The organism is Halobaculum rubrum (assembly GCF_019880225.1).
In the GTDB taxonomy this organism is placed as follows: Archaea; Halobacteriota; Halobacteria; order Halobacteriales; family Haloferacaceae; genus Halobaculum; species Halobaculum rubrum.
In genome coordinates this window covers 827,237-842,034 of record NZ_CP082284.1, presented here as the reverse complement: position 1 = coordinate 842,034, position 14,798 = coordinate 827,237, and the positions used below count along the sequence as shown (strand labels likewise).

The window sequence follows — 14,798 nt, the reverse complement described above, 5'->3', positions numbered from 1 at the left end:
GGCCGGCGCGACGCTACTCGTCGAGTCCGAGCAGATCGAACTCGTAGCCGTTGTCGCGCTCGTTCGCGTGCTCGTACACGACGTGAGCGGCGGCCACGTCCTGGATCGCCAGGCCCGTGGAGTCGAACACGGTGATACCGTCGTCGGTCGTTCGACCCGCCTTCTCGCCGACGACGATCTCGCCGATCTGGCCGTCGATGTCGTCGTCGCCGAGGACGCCCGCCGCGTAGGGGACGTTGATCTCCCCGGAGTGGGTGGTCTGCTCGTAGTCGTCGATGACGAGCGTCGCGTCGAGCAGCACCTCGTCCGCGAGTTCGTGTTTCCCCTCGGCGTCGGCGCCCATCGCGTTGATGTGGGTGTGGTCGCCGACGGCGTCGCGGGAGACGATCGGGTCCTCGACGGGCGTCACCGTCGAGAGCACGTCGCAGCCGGCGGCCTCCTCGATGGAGCCCGCGCGGACGTCGAAGCGGTCCTCGAAGGCGTCGATGAACCGGGCGACGCGCTCCTCCGAGAGGTCGGAGATCACGACCTCCTCGATGTCGCGGACGGACGAGATGGCCTCCAACTGAGTGTACGACTGGACGCCGGCGCCGACGATCCCCAGCGAGGAGGCGTCCGAGACGGCGAGGTGGTCGGTGGCGACGGCGGCGGCGGCGCCCGTGCGCTTCATCGTCAACTCCGTGCCGTCGAGGATCGCGAGCGGGAACGCGTTCTTCGGGTCCGAGTAGATCATCGTTCCCATCACCGTCGGGAGGTCGTACTGCTCCTCGTTGTCGGTGTGGACGTTCACCCACTTGACGCCCGCCGCGTCCCAGTCGCCGGCGTCGAGGTAGGCGGGCATCGAGCGGAAGTCGCCGTTGTACGTCGGGAGATCGATGTAGCTCTTGGGCGGCATCTGGGCGTCGCCGCGCTGGTAGGCGGCGAACGCCTCCTCGATGGCCGGCACGAGCTCGTCCATCGCCGCGTTCTCGTGCACGTCGTCGCTGTTGAGCAGCAGCGTCTTCATGATCGCAAGAATTGCGCGACCCGATTAGAAGCCACCGGTACGGCGTCGCGGTCGACGGGACACCGCGCGCGAGTCGGACCGTGGGCGGGATCGGTCGGTCCGGCGTCGAACCGCGTCGGCGACGGGACGATCTCGAATTAATTCGGGTTAATCGTGCTTATTGAGCGCCGAAACACTCGAACTCGGCTTTCGGGTCTACACCCCTCTTTACCCCGGAGGGCACACGCATGAGTGCAACATGACCCGAACGAAACTCGCCGCGATCGCACTCGCGGCTCTGCTCGCAGTGACCGGTGTCGCCGCCGCGGCCCCGGGGAACGCCCCCGCGGACGCCGGCGCGAACGACGGAACGGTCGGCCAGGCCGGCCCGCCGACCGACCTCCCCGGCCCGGTGCCGGACTTCGTGGGCGACATCCACGACACGATCCGGTCGTTCCTCGACGGGGGCGTTGATTCCCTCGGTGAGGCCGTCTCCGGCATCGCCGGCGGCGACGCGGGCGACGGTGCTGACGGCGGCGACGACGACGCCGCGGACGCGTAACGTGCGGAACCCGTTCGCTGACCCGCTCGGCCCTCACGCGATCTGACCTCGTTTTCTCGGACGTCGATACGGTCAGACGACCGTTTGTCCCTCCCGAAGGCACTTTCGGTGCTGCGTCGTACGACGGTGCGTCATGCCCTCCAGATCGACGCCGCTGGCGGCCGTCCTCCTCGTCGTGATCGTCACGGCCGGCTGTCTCGGGAGCCCGGCGCCGGGGACGGGACCGGCGGACGACGGCACGCCGACGCCAACCTCGTCGCCGACTCCCACGTCCTCGCCGACTCCCACGTCCTCGCCGACGGCGGCGAGTTCGACACCGACGTACACGCCCCCGGAGACGGAGTACGCCTCCGAGCAGCGGGACGCCTCCCACTCGGTCACCCTGACGAACGAGTGGAACCGGAGCGTGACGGTTCAAGTGACCGTCGTTCGTGAGGCGACGAACGAGACGGTGCACGAGGGGACGGACGATCTCGATGCCGGCGAGGAGCGCGCCGTCTACGACACGGCGGAGGCGGACCCCGACGGGATCGAGCGGTTCACGATCACGGCGACCGCGCTGAACGCGACGGAGTCGGTCACGATCGAGACCTCCCGGTGCTACGGGAACGTCTACGTCGAGATCACGGGGGACGGAGAGTTGTATCCGTACTACGTGATCTGCTGAGCGGCGCCGTCCCCGATCGTGGCTGTCGCTCGCGAGTCGGTCGCGGCGTCGAAAGAAGTCGACGGTTCGATCGAAAGCGGTGCGGCGGTCGGGTGCCCGTGTGAGTGGTCAGGCTGTGCCCGGTTTCACACCTCGCGGGTCGCTCGGGCTCACGGGGAACTGCGTTCCCCGTTCGCTTCGAGGCCTCCCTTCGGTCGGCCTCGCTTACATCGCGCCGCCCATGCCGCCCATGCCGCCCATGCCGCCCATGCCGCCGCCGGGCGCGCCGCCCTCTTCGTCGTCGTTGCCGCCGGTGGACAGGTCGCCCGCGGCGATGATGTCGTCGATCTTGAGGACGAGGTTCGCGGCCTCGGTGGCGCTGGAGAGCGCCTGCTCCTTGGCGTGGGCCGTCTCGACGACGCCCGACTCGAAGGTGTCCTCGACATCGCCGGAGAACACGTTCAGGCCGGCCGTCTGGTCGCCGCCCTCGTGGGCAGAGCGGAGGTCGACCAGCGTGTCGATGGAGTCGAGGCCGGCGTTTTCGGCGAGGACGCGCGGGACGAGTTCCAGCGCGTCTGCGAACGCCTCGACGGCGAGCTGCTCGCGGCCCTCGACGGAGTCGGCGTAGTCGCGGAGGCGCGAGGCGAGCTCGACCTCGATGGCGCCGCCGCCGGCGACGATGCGGCCGTCCGAGACGGCCGTGGAGACGACGTCGAGCGCGTCCTGGACGCCGCGCTCCAGCTCGTCGACCACGTGGTCGGTCGAGCCGCGCAGCAGTAGCGTGACGCCGTGGGCGTCGTCGCCGCCCTCGACGTAGAACAGCTCGTCGGCGTCGTCACGCGACACCGAGCCGTAGCCGAGGTCGGCCTCGGTGGCGGCGTCGACGTCGGAGACGATGTTGCCGCCGAGGATGTTCTTGAGGAAGCTCAGGTCGGACTTCTTGACGCGACGGGCCGCGAGGATGCCCTCCTTCGCGAGGTAGTGCTGGGCCATGTCGTCGACGCCCTTCTGACAGAAGACGACGTTCGCGCCCGTCTCTTTGATCTGCTGGACCTTCTGCTTGAGCTGGTTTTCCTCCTGGTCGAGGAACGACTGGAGCTGATCGGGGGAGTCGATCGAGACCTGCGTGTCCACGTCGGCCTCCTCGACCTCGATGGGGTCGTTCAGCAGGAGCACCTTCGCGTCCTCGACCGACGAGGGCATGTCGTCGTGGAGCGGGTCCTTGTCGACGACGCCGCCCTGCAGGAGCTCGGACTCGCCGGCCGAGCGGCCGGTCTGGGTCTCCATCGCGACGTTCTCGAGGTCGACAACGTGGGAGCCGTCGTCGGCCTCGACGGTGACCTGCTTGACCGCGCGATAGATGAGATCCGCGAGAACCTCCTTCTCCAGCTCCGCGCCCTTGCCGGTCATGGAGGTCTCGGCGACCTTCCTGATCAGCTCCTCGTCGTCGGGATCGACGTCGGTGGCGATCTCGCCGACCTCCGCGCGGGCCTGCTCGCTGGCGAGATGGAAGCCCTTGATGATCGCCGTCGGGTGGATATCCTGTTCGAGGAGGTCCTCGGCGTTCTTGAGGAGCTCGCCCGCGATGGCGACGGCCGTCGTCGTCCCGTCGCCGGCCTCGTCCTCCTGGGTCTCGGCGACCTCGACGATCATCTCGGCCGTCGGGTTGTCGATGTCCATCGTCTGGAGGATGGTGACGCCGTCGTTCGTGATGGTTACGTCGCCCATCGAGTCGACGAGCATCTTGTCCATCCCTTTGGGGCCGAGCGTCGACCGAACGGCCTCGGCGACGGCGCGTGCCGCGGAGATGTTGTATTCCTGTGCGTCCTTGTCCTTCACTCGCTGAGAGTCCTCACCCATAATGACCATGGGCTGACCCTGCATACGTCGCTGGCTCATGTACAGGAGTAACTGTGGTTGTGATTCTATATAAAACCTTGTGTCTCGTGTGGTTGCGGTTCATCGGTTCCGCGACCGCACTCCTCACCGTAATCGCAGTACTGAGACGCTACACCGAATGGTAACTGGTGACAATATCCACGGTGATTCCGACCGATCAAAGACGACACGAATCTGCGTTTATATGTGTTCAAACCGCGGTCGCTACTCGTCGACTGGGTTCTTCGGACGACCTCCGTCGACGGACTCCTTCCAGTGCACGCGGACCGTCCCGACGGCGAAGGCGTCGTCGGTGTCCGTGTCGCGCGCGATCGCGAGCGTGTTCGTCCCCTCGCGAAGGTCGGCACCGGCCACGGTGTCGGTCCACAGCTGCCACCCCTCGTTCGGCGGGATGTCGAATCCGGACAGGGGGTCTCCGTTCACGAGCACCTCGTGGCCGTACTCCGCGACGTCGAACGCCTGGATCTCCAGATACGCCTCGCGGGGATCGTCGGTCGACACCGCGAACTCGTGGTCGTCGGTCCGGTCGCCGGCGTCGTCGGCCCAGTCGAGATCCAGGGTCGACTCCGCCGGCGAGAGCTGCGCACCAAGGTAGACGGTGGCGTACGTCGCACGCTCTGTCATCGACCGGAGTTGGCGACCGCGCGGCAAAAAGACGGGTCCTCCTGCAGCCTCGCCGTCACTCGGCTTCCTGCGGCGGCGCGGACAGCAGCTCGGAGTCGGTGTCCTCTGGCGGATACTCCGGGAGCGCGTCGTCGGCGTCGAGCGTCTCCACCGCTCGCTCGGCGAGGTGTTGTTCCAGCTGCTCGAGCTTCTTGCGCCCCTGTCGTTCGCGTCCGCGCTTCGTGTCTGGCATTGACACCCGTGTCAACAGCTCCCATGATAATGAATCTTTCCGCCGCCGGGGTGCCTGTGGACTTATCAACCGATCGCGCGTCCCGACGGACGTGACCGAACGTTCAGTCGACACGACGAGGCGAGCGCTGCTGGGTGCCGTCGCCGGCGGCGCGGCGGCCGGCGGCTTCCTCGGGCCGGTTCGCGGCTACCTTTCGGCGTTCGCGCCGCTCTCGGGGGGAGTGTGGGACGCCGCGAGCGACGACCCGCCCCTACGGATCGCGAGCGACCACGGCGACGCGACGCTCCGCTACGACGGTGCGGCCGTTCCTCGGATCGAGGCGGACGGCGAGGCCGCGATCTACTTCGCGGCCGGCTACGCCCACGGCGCGGACCGGCTGTTCCAGATGGACCTCCAACGGCGGCAGATGCGCGGGCAGCTCTCGGCGGTCGTCGGAGAGGCGACGCTCGACTCCGACCGCTTCCACGTTCGGATGGATTTCGCGGCCGCCGCCGACGCGACGTGGGATCTCGTTCGCGACACTGAGGCTGGGCCGCTCGTCGAGGCGTACTGCGAGGGCGTGAACCGCGCCCGCGAGGACCTCCCGACGCCCGTCGAGTTCGAACTCCTCGACTACGAGCCGGCACCGTGGACCCCCGCGGACGTGATGCTGGCGGAAAAGCAGATCGCGTGGACGCTCACCGGCAGCTTCCGGACGCTCCGCAGGGAGACGCTCCGGGCGGAGTTGGGCGCCGACGCCGCCGAGACGATCATGCCCCGCCGGCTAGACCACGACGCGGCGATCCTCGGCCACGCCGGCGCGACCGACGACTGGGCGAGGCCCGACGGCGACGCGTCGCGGCTTCCGCCGGCAACCAGCGACGCCGAGAACGAAACCGATCGCGCCGCGGTGGGGACCGATCCCGGCCTCGACGGGTGGCTCGCGGGAGTCGAACCGCCCGCGTGGGCGGGATCCAACTCGTGGGCGGTGGGAGTCGACCACACCGACAGCGGGGACCCGATCATGGCGAACGACCCGCACCTCTCGCTGATGGCGCCGCCGGTGTGGTACGAGCAGGTACTTCGCCACCCCGACTATCAGGTCCGCGGCGTCACCTTCCCGGGAGTCCCGTTCGTGATCATCGGCGAGAACGACCGCGGCGCGTGGGGGTTCACCAACGCCGGCTGCGACGTGATCGACTTCTACGAGTACGAGACCCGCGCTGACGGGGCGGAGTACAGGTACGGCGACCGCTGGCGATCGTTCGAGACCGAGACCCGGTCGATCGAAGTCGCCGGGGCGCCCGACCGGGATGTCGAGGTGAAGAAGTCCGTCCACGGCGCGGTGCTGAGTGCCGGTGCCGGCGGCGACGAGTTCCGCGATGAACTCGGCGTCGCGTGGACGGGCCTCTCGGCGACGAACGCGACGAACGGCATCCTCGGGATCACCCGCTCGCGCGACGCCGAGGACATCGACGAGGCGCTACGCGAGTTCGACGAGCCGACGCAGTGTTTCGTCTACGCCGGTCGCGACGGCTCGGTCCGCTACCGCGTCACCGGACGTGTCCCGATCCGACGAACCGACGGCGAGCTGGTCCCCGGAACGCGGGTGTTCGACGGCTCCGCTCGGGAGGGAGAGTGGGCCGGGTACACGCCGTACGGCGAGTCGTCGTGGGAGGGGTTCATCCCGTTCGACGAGATGCCACACGACGACGACCCCCACTACGTCGGCACCGCGAACCAGCGTGTCGTCGACGACGCGGACTACCCGTACTATCTCGCCGAGGACTACAGCGAGCCGTTCCGCGGGATCCGACTGTGGGAGCGCCTCGACACGCTCGTCGAGCGAGGTGACGTGACGCCCGCGGACCTGCGCGACCTCCAGCGCGACGTGCACGACGGCCGGTTGGAGCACTACCGGTCGGTACTGGAGGAGGCCCGCTCCGAACTCTCCGGCGACGCCCGTGACGACCTCGACGCCGTTCTGGAGTGGGACGGCGAGGCCGAGCGCGGCGCGCGGGCGCCGCTGCTGTTCGTCCACTTCCTCGACGCCTACGAGGGTCGGTTCGTCGCCGACGCCCTCGGCGATCTCGACGGTCGGCGCGACGCGTCGGCGTACGCTCCGAACCGGTGGGCGCTCGCGACGCTCGGCGACGAGTGGTTCGACGGCGGGCGCGCGAGCGCGGCGGCGGACGCCTTCGAGAAGGCGCGCGAGCGGATCGAAGCGGAGGGCTGGGAGACGTACGGCGACTACAATCGCACGGCAATCGACCATCCGTTCGACCAGTCGTGGCTCAACTATCCGCGCTACCCGACCGACGGATCGGCGGCAACGCTGTTCAACGTCCGCGTCGAGGCCGGCGCCGGCAGCAGCTGGCGACAGGTGTGTCCGATGGACGGAACGACCTCGCGGTGTATCCTCCCCGGCGGCAACGACGGGAACGTCTACAGCGACGACTACGACAGCCAACTCCGTCGCTGGGCGAACGGCGAGTACAAGCCGATGGACCGCGCGATGCGCGGCGACCTCGCGGCGCGGTTCGTCGGGGGTGACGGCGAGTGACATCCGGCGGCGATCGTCGGACCCGGTGGATCGCGACGGCGGTGGCGGTGGTCGCCGGCCTCGGTCTCGCGTCGGTCCACTGGCTCGGTCTGGTCGCGGGGGCGACGCTCGTCGCGCTCCCGCAGCGAACGTGGGCCCGTGGCGTCGCCGCGGGTATCGCTTTCGGGCTCCTCGCGCTCACGGCGACGGCAGTATCGCTGTCGCTGGCGGGCGGACTCGACACCGCGCTCACGATGACACAGCCGCTCGGCGTCGCGGTCGGCGTCGCCGTCGTGGGGGGTGCCGTCGGCGGTCTCGTCCGCGGCGTGGTGGGCTGACAGGCGGTCCTCGCGTCGCGGTCTCGGTCGGCTCACCGCGTGCTCGTCGAGGGTGGACCGCACGCGCTCACGGCTCGCGCCGTTCGCATCGAGGCCGCCGTTCTGTCGGCCTCGCACGCTTTGGGTCCCCGACGACCGTGGTCAGGTCACACGGCGACTGGTCCTGTTCCGGTACTTGAACCTTCACGCCGGCCTGTGTCCGGATGACGCGTCCGTTAAGTGGCTCCGACCCCCAGGACGTTCGTAATGAACGGCAGAGCCGTGCGTCACCGACTCACTCCCCGATCGCGGGGTGACGCGTAGTGCCCAAGGAGTTCATCGAGGTCCGCGGCGCCGAGGAGAACAACCTCAAGGACCTCGACGTGGAGATCCCCCGCGAGCAGTTCAACGTCGTCACCGGCCTCTCGGGGTCGGGAAAGTCGTCGCTCGCGTTCGACACCGTCTACGCCGAGGGACAGCGCCGGTACATCGAGTCGCTGTCGGCGTACGCCCGCAACTTCCTCGGGCAGATGGACAAGCCGCAGGTCGAGAGCGTCGAGGGGCTCTCGCCGGCGATCTCGATCGACCAGAAGAACGCGGCCAACAATCCCCGATCGACGGTCGGGACGGTCACCGAACTGCACGACTACCTGCGCCTGCTGTACGCCCGCGTCGGCCACCCGCACTGTCCCGAGTGCGGTCGCGAGGTGGGCGAGCAGTCGGCCCAGCAGATGGTCCGCCGCGTGTTCGACCTGCCCGAGGGCACCCGCGCGATGATCGCCGCGCCGGTCGTCCGCGACCAGAAGGGCGCCTTCGAGGACCTGTTCGACGAGCTCGTCGCCGACGGCTACTCGCGCGTCGAGGTCGACGGCGAGCAGTTCGACCTCTCGCTGGACCGTCCCGAACTGGACGAGAACTACGACCACACGATCGACGTGATCGTCGACCGCGTAACGGTCCGCGAGGAGGACCGATCGCGCATCACCGACTCGGTCGAGACCGCGCTCGAGGAGGCCGAGGGCACGCTGAAGCTGATCCTCCCCGACCCGCCCGAGGAGGGCGACTTCGATCTCGGCGGCAACGAGTCGCGGTCGACGGGCGACCTCGCGGGCGACGGCGACGACCGCCTCGTCGTGGAGTTCTCCGAGGAACTCGCGTGTACCCACTGCGGCATCGACTTCTCGGAGATCGAGACGCGCTCGTTCTCGTTCAACTCCCCGCACGGCGCCTGCCCCGAGTGTGAGGGGATCGGCTCGACCAAGGAGGTCGACGAGGATCTCGTCGTTACCGACTCCTCCCAGCCGATCAAGCACGTGTTCGAGCCGTGGAGCTACAACCGCTCGTACTACCGCACCCGCCTCGACAACGTCGCCGACCACTTCGGCGTGAGCGTCGAGACGCCGTTCGAGGACCTCTCGGCGTCAGAACAGCGACAGTTCCTCTACGGCACCGACGCGGAGGTCGAGTTCGAACAGCAGACGAAGAACGGCGTCCGCCGGAAGACCCAGCGGTTCGAGGGCGTTATCCCCAACCTGGAGCGGCGTCACGTCGAGACCGACTCCGACCGCACGCGCGAGCACATCGAGGAGTTCATGGCCGTCACGACCTGTCCCGAGTGCGAGGGGACGCGCCTGAAGCCGCAGTCGCGCTCGGTGTACGTCGACGGCACGTCGATCACGGCGGTGAATCAGCTGTCGATCGGCGACGCGCTGGCGCACTTCGAGGGGATGGAGGAGACGATGACCGAGCGCGAGCGCACCATCGCCGAGGAGATCCTCAAGGAGATCCGCGCGCGCCTCGGCTTCATGGAGGAGGTCGGGCTGGAGTACCTCACGCTCGACCGCGAGGCCTCCACCCTCTCGGGCGGCGAGAGCCAGCGTATCCGCCTCGCCACGCAGGTGGGATCCGGGCTCGTGGGCGTGCTGTACGTCCTCGACGAGCCGAGTATCGGCCTCCACCAGCGCGACAACGACCGCCTGCTCGACACGCTGGAGGGGCTGCGCGACCTGGGCAACACGCTGCTGGTCGTCGAGCACGACGAGGCGACGATGCGACGCGCCGACAACGTCATCGACATCGGTCCCGGGCCGGGCAAACGCGGCGGCGAGATCGTGGCGCAGGGCGACTTCGACGACATCGTGAACACCGACGAGTCGGTGACGGGCGACTACCTCGCCGGTCGCGAGGTCGTCGAGGTGCCGGAGACGCGCCGCGACAGCGACGCCGCGCTTACGATCGAGGGCGCGCGCCAGCACAACCTGAAGGACGTCGACGTGGAGATCCCGGTCGGACAGTTCACCGCCGTCACCGGCGTCTCAGGCTCCGGGAAGTCCACCCTGATACACGACGTGCTGTACAAGGGGCTCGCCCGCGAGATGAACGACAACACGGAGGTCGACCCCGGCGAGCACGACCGGATCTCGGGGATGGATAACATCGAGGGGGTACGGCTCATCGACCAGTCGCCCATCGGCCGGACGCCGCGGTCGAACCCCGCGACCTACACCGACGTGTTCGACTACATCCGCGAGCTGTTCGCCGAGACGAAGCTGGCGAACCAGCGCGGTTACGACAAGGGCCGCTTCTCGTTCAACGTGAAGGGCGGTCGCTGTGAGGAGTGCGGCGGGCAGGGCACCGTCAAGATCGAGATGAACTTCCTGTCGGACGTGCACGTCCCCTGCGAGGAGTGCGGCGGCGCCCGCTACAACGACGAGACGCTCGACGTGACGTACAAGGGCGCGACCATCGCGGACGTGCTCGACATGAGCGTCGAGGAGGCGTACGACTTCTTCGAGTCCCACTCCGGGCTCGAACGTCGCCTCGGCCTGCTGAAGGACGTGGGTCTCGACTACATGCAACTGGGCCAGCCCTCAACCACGCTCTCGGGCGGGGAAGCCCAGCGCGTGAAGCTCGCCGAGGAACTGGGCAAGAAGGACGCCGGCGACACGCTGTACCTGCTGGACGAGCCGACCACGGGACTACACAAGGCCGACGAGCGGAAGCTCATCGACGTGCTCCACCGGCTCACCGACAAGGGGAACACGGTCGTCATCATCGAGCACGAACTCGACCTCGTGAAGAACGCCGACCACATCGTCGACCTCGGCCCGGAGGGCGGCGACGGCGGCGGCGAGGTCGTCGCCGAGGGGACGCCCGAGGAGGTCGCACGGATCGAGGAGTCGCACACGGGCCGGTACCTCCGCGACTACCTCCCGAAGGTGGCCGCCGAAGGCCCCCGCAGCGACCGGCGCATGCCCGCGTTGGCTGCCGAAGCAGCCGACGACACGACCGGCGAGGGGGACGGCGACGCCGAGGACGCCGTCGAGGCCCCCGCGACCGACGACTGACCGGCGCACGCGCGGGCCACCGGCCGACCTTTTTCGCTTCCCGTCGCGAACGGACAGCTATGCCCACCGTTTACGCCGCGATGCGTGACAGTTTCCGCGTCGTCGATCTCGGTTCCGATACGGCGACCGCACGCGTCGCCGACGACCTCGACGGCCGCGCGCTCGAATGCGTCGCCGTCCATCCCGACGCCCCCGATCGCGTGTTCGTCGGCACGTTCGAGTCGGGGTTGTGGCGCTCGGCGAACGCCGGCGAGACGTTCGAGCGTGTCGGCGCGGAGCCCATCGAGCAGGACGCGGTGATGGCGACGGCCGTGTCCCCGCACGACCCCGACGTGATCTGGGCGGGAACGGAGCCGTCCCGCGTCTATCGCTCGGCCGACGGCGGCGAGACATGGACCCACTGCGACGGCCTCGTCGATCTCCCCTCCAGCGACGAGTGGGCGTTCCCGCCGCGTCCGCACACCCACCACGTCCGGTGGATCGAACCGGATCCGCACGATCCCGATCACCTCTATGTCGCCGTCGAGGCGGGCGCGCTCGTGACCACCCGCGACGCGGGCGAGACGTGGACGGACCGCGTGGCGGACTCCCGACGCGACACCCACTCGATGGCGACCCACTCCGACGCTCCCGGCCGGGCGTGGTGTGCCGCGGGCGACGGCTTCGCCGAGACGGCCGACGGGGGCGAGACGTGGACGCACCCGCAGGAGGGACTCGACCGCACCTACTGTTGGAGCGTCGCCGTCGACTCGGGCGATCCGGACCGTGTGCTCGTCTCAGCAGCCCGCGGGGCACGCGAGGCACACTCCGCCGAGCGTGCGGAGACGTACGTCTATCGACGGGAGGGAGGCGACCGCTGGGAGCGGCTGGACGACCGAGGTCTCCCACTTGGAGCGGGCGTCACTCGGCCGGTGCTCGCCTCTGGCGACCCCGGCGAGTTCTACGCGCTGTCGAATCGCGGGCTGTTCCGGAGCGACGACGCGGGCGGGTCGTGGTCCGCGGTCGGCGTTGATTGGGCAGAACGGATCGGCGATCAGACGGCTCGCGGACTCGTCGTGCTCGCGTAAGTTCAAGTCGGATAGCGGATCCAGCACTCCCGTGACCTGACGACTGCCGCGCGGCGGTTCGCGGGTGCGAGGCCGACCATCGGGAGGCCTCGATGCGAACGGCGCGAGCCGTGAGCGTGCGGCCATCCGCCGCGCGATCGGACGGAGCCGTCGGACTCCGTCGGTTCGGCCGCCTGTCAGCCCATGGATCACGCGGGCGTCGCCCGACAGCACTCACGGGGCCGACCCACGAGATATATCTCCGTTCGCACGAACCGGGAGGTATGTACGACTTCGTCGTGGTCGGCGTCGGCCCGGCGGGCGCGCGCTTCGCTCGGCGGGCCGCGGAGGCCCACTACGACGTGCTCGCCCTCGAGAAGGGGACGATCGGCGAGCCGTTGGCCTGCTCGGGGCACGTCTCCACCGACATCTGGAGCTACGTTCCCGCCGACGCGAAGGAGCGACTGCTCCAGAACCGCGTCTTCGGCGCCGACTTCCACGTCGGCGGCCCCGACTCGCCGGGCGACCGTTTCTACAAGCGCGAGGAGATCTCGAACGTCATCGACCGCGTCGAACTCGATCGCACGCTCGCGGCGGCCGCCCGGGAGGCCGGCGCCGACGTGCGCGAGGGGCACACCGTCACGAGCGTCGAGGAGCGGCCGGGCTACGTCGAGGTGACCGCCAGCGTCGGGGGCGACGAGGAGACGTTCGAGGCGCGGATGGTCGCCGGCGCCGACGGCCCCGTCTCCAGGGTCCGGAAACAACTCGACCTCCCGGAGCCGGACGAGACGCTCCACGGCGTGCTCGCGTTCACTGACGAGGCGGATCACGGCGACTACGTCGACGTCCACCTCACCGCGCCGCGCTTCTTCGCGTGGCGCATCCCCCGCGGCGACGCCGGCGTCGAGTACGGCCTCGCCGCGCCGCCGGGCCACGAGGTGAACGAGCTGTTCGACCGGCTCACCGCGGAGTACGGCGTCGAGACCGACCGGTTCTGCTCGGGCGCGATCCCCATCGGTCCACCCGAGCGCACCGTCGCGAACCGGGGGTTCCTGGTGGGCGATGCGGCCGCCCAGACGAAGCCGTTCACCGGCGGGGGCATCCTCTACGGGATGCGTGCGGCCGACGTTGCTGCCGAGGTCATCGACCCGCAGGACCCGACCACGCTCGCGCGCTACGAGGGGGGGTGGCGCGAGGAGCTGAGTCGGGAGATCCGGCTCGGCCACTGGATTCGCCGCGCGTACTCGCTCCCGGAGCCGGTGCAGCGGGCGGGGCTGTGGGCGCTCTCCGGCGAGATCGGCGTCCACATGGACGAGCCGAGCTCGTTCTTCTCCCGGGAGCATCTGAAGAAGCTGTTCTCCTAACCCGTCTGGCCTCGGCGTTCGATGGGTGAGCCGGCGACGACGACCGCGGAAGCCCCGACGTCGCTACGTCCGCTCGGGAGCCTCGGAGTACGTCGGCAGGCGCAACGAGCGAGCGTGCCCCTCCACGAACGGAAGGTCGGTGCGTTCGGCGGCGATCTCGTCGCCGTCGACCCGGACCGACAGGTCGTCGACTTCGGCGTCGAAGTCGAGGTACGCGAGCGCGATCGGCGCGTCGAGCGACGGGGAGTCGACCGCGCGGGTCACGTCGCCGACGGCGGTGTCGCCGGCGAACACGGCGGCGGCGGATTCGGGAGTCTCGGCAGGGAGAAGCCCGACGAGTCGATTGCTCGGTCGCCCCCGATTTTCCACCTTCGAGACGACCTCCTGTCCGACGAAGCAGCCCTTCTCGAAGTCGACCGCCGAGCGGACCCCGGCGACGTTCGGGAGCCGACCGCGTAGCTCCGTGTCGAACAGCGGGGTGCCCGCCTCGGCGGTGAGCGTGTCCCAGGTGGCGTAGCCGAACGGTGCCGAGTTCAGCCCGCGGGTGAGGAGCGTATCGAACACGTCCTCGGCCTCGTCGGCGGCACAGACGACCTCGTACCCTTCCTCGCCGGTGGGGTTGTCGCTCGCGATCACCGTGACGCCCACGTCGTTCATCCGGCCGCGGACGAACGTGCGCTCGGGCTCGGGCGACCCGGCGCCGTTGAGCACGGAGGCGATCTTCTCGGTCGAGGTGGGCCCGTGAACCCCGAAGACGCCGAACTCGGCGCTGGCGTCGCGCAGCTGCACGTCGTCGATGAAGATCTTGTCCGCCCACGCGTCGACGAGCGGTCCCGCGCGCTCGGGCGGCGTGAACAGCAGGAGGCGCTCGCCGGCGTTGTAGACGAACAGCTCCGTCTCGATCGCGCCCTGCGGGTCGAGCAACAGCGCGTAACAGCCCTCGCCGTCCGCGTTCGGGACCCGATTGGAGACGGCGTTGTCGACGAACTCGACGCGGTCGTCGCCCTCGACGACGACGACGCCGTAGCCCATCTCGATCACGCCCACGCCGTTGCGGACGGCGCGGACGGCGCTGTCGGGACGACCGTAGTCGGCGACGACTTCGCGTCCGCCCCGCTCGGTGAAGGTGGCGCCGTGGTCGGCGTGCACGTCGGCGACGAGACTCATACGCGTACGCAGGTCCGCGGCCGGCAAAAGAGGACCGGAACCGCAGTCGGACGGACCACTGGGGAGAACGAAGCCCGGAGCCGTCGTC

At 69.3% G+C, this 14,798-nt stretch carries 12 protein-coding genes; 7 read left to right on the top strand and 5 right to left on the bottom strand.

Annotation, left to right across the window (positions count from 1 at the left end):
- Positions 1-13: 13 nt before the first annotated feature.
- Entirely contained in the window at positions 14-1,009 is a 996-nt protein-coding gene (locus K6T25_RS04400; protein WP_345778243.1) for an ornithine cyclodeaminase family protein, read from the bottom strand.
- A gap of 235 nt (positions 1,010-1,244) precedes the next feature.
- Between K6T25_RS04400 and K6T25_RS04395 the strand changes: the two genes are divergently transcribed.
- Together K6T25_RS04395 and K6T25_RS04390 are read left to right on the top strand one after the other, a co-directional pair.
- Positions 1,245-1,547: a hypothetical protein gene (locus K6T25_RS04395; protein WP_222916810.1), complete on the top strand. Its 303-nt coding sequence runs from the start codon at positions 1,245-1,247 to the stop codon at positions 1,545-1,547.
- A 133-nt stretch (positions 1,548-1,680) separates the two neighbouring features.
- Complete coding sequence (locus K6T25_RS04390; protein WP_222916808.1) at positions 1,681-2,214, top strand: hypothetical protein; 534 nt, start codon at positions 1,681-1,683, stop codon at positions 2,212-2,214.
- Between the two features lie 204 nt (positions 2,215-2,418).
- Here the strand turns inward: K6T25_RS04390 and thsB are convergent, their stop codons facing one another.
- The 3 genes from thsB to K6T25_RS04375 all read right to left on the bottom strand — a co-directional run bounded on the left by thsB (position 2,419) and on the right by K6T25_RS04375 (position 4,948).
- A complete protein-coding gene (thsB, locus tag K6T25_RS04385; protein WP_222917846.1) occupies positions 2,419-4,062 on the bottom strand; it encodes a thermosome subunit beta in 1,644 nt (547 codons plus the stop codon).
- 234 nt (positions 4,063-4,296) lie between these two features.
- Positions 4,297-4,716 (bottom strand): DUF7383 domain-containing protein, encoded by a 420-nt coding sequence (locus K6T25_RS04380; RefSeq protein ID WP_222916806.1) that lies wholly within the window; start codon positions 4,714-4,716, stop codon positions 4,297-4,299.
- Between the two features lie 55 nt (positions 4,717-4,771).
- On the bottom strand, positions 4,772-4,948 hold the full coding sequence (locus K6T25_RS04375) for a hypothetical protein (RefSeq protein WP_222916804.1): 177 nt from the start codon (positions 4,946-4,948) through the stop codon (positions 4,772-4,774).
- 91 nt (positions 4,949-5,039) lie between these two features.
- Between K6T25_RS04375 and K6T25_RS04370 the strand changes: the two genes are divergently transcribed.
- The 5 genes from K6T25_RS04370 (at position 5,040) to K6T25_RS04350 (ending at position 13,543) form a co-directional block, all read left to right on the top strand.
- Positions 5,040-7,490 (top strand): penicillin acylase family protein, encoded by a 2,451-nt coding sequence (locus K6T25_RS04370; protein WP_222916802.1) that lies wholly within the window; start codon positions 5,040-5,042, stop codon positions 7,488-7,490.
- Positions 7,487-7,807, top strand: a complete 321-nt coding sequence (locus tag K6T25_RS04365; protein ID WP_222916800.1) for a hypothetical protein — start codon at positions 7,487-7,489, stop codon at positions 7,805-7,807. Before K6T25_RS04370 ends, K6T25_RS04365 begins: the two co-directional genes overlap by 4 nt.
- Before the next feature lie 302 nt (positions 7,808-8,109).
- A complete protein-coding gene (gene uvrA, locus K6T25_RS04360) occupies positions 8,110-11,133 on the top strand; it encodes an excinuclease ABC subunit UvrA (protein ID WP_222916798.1) in 3,024 nt (1,007 codons plus the stop codon).
- Positions 11,134-11,192: 59 nt separating this feature from the next.
- Entirely contained in the window at positions 11,193-12,200 is a 1,008-nt protein-coding gene (locus tag K6T25_RS04355) for a WD40/YVTN/BNR-like repeat-containing protein (protein ID WP_222916796.1), read from the top strand.
- Positions 12,201-12,463: 263 nt separating this feature from the next.
- Positions 12,464-13,543, top strand: coding sequence for a geranylgeranyl reductase family protein (locus tag K6T25_RS04350; RefSeq protein ID WP_222916794.1), 1,080 nt, complete (start codon positions 12,464-12,466; stop codon positions 13,541-13,543).
- 63 nt (positions 13,544-13,606) lie between these two features.
- On the opposite strand, the gene ygfZ is transcribed toward K6T25_RS04350, so the two are convergent.
- Positions 13,607-14,710: a CAF17-like 4Fe-4S cluster assembly/insertion protein YgfZ gene (ygfZ, locus tag K6T25_RS04345; protein WP_222916792.1), complete on the bottom strand. Its 1,104-nt coding sequence runs from the start codon at positions 14,708-14,710 to the stop codon at positions 13,607-13,609.
- Positions 14,711-14,798 lie beyond the last annotated feature (88 nt).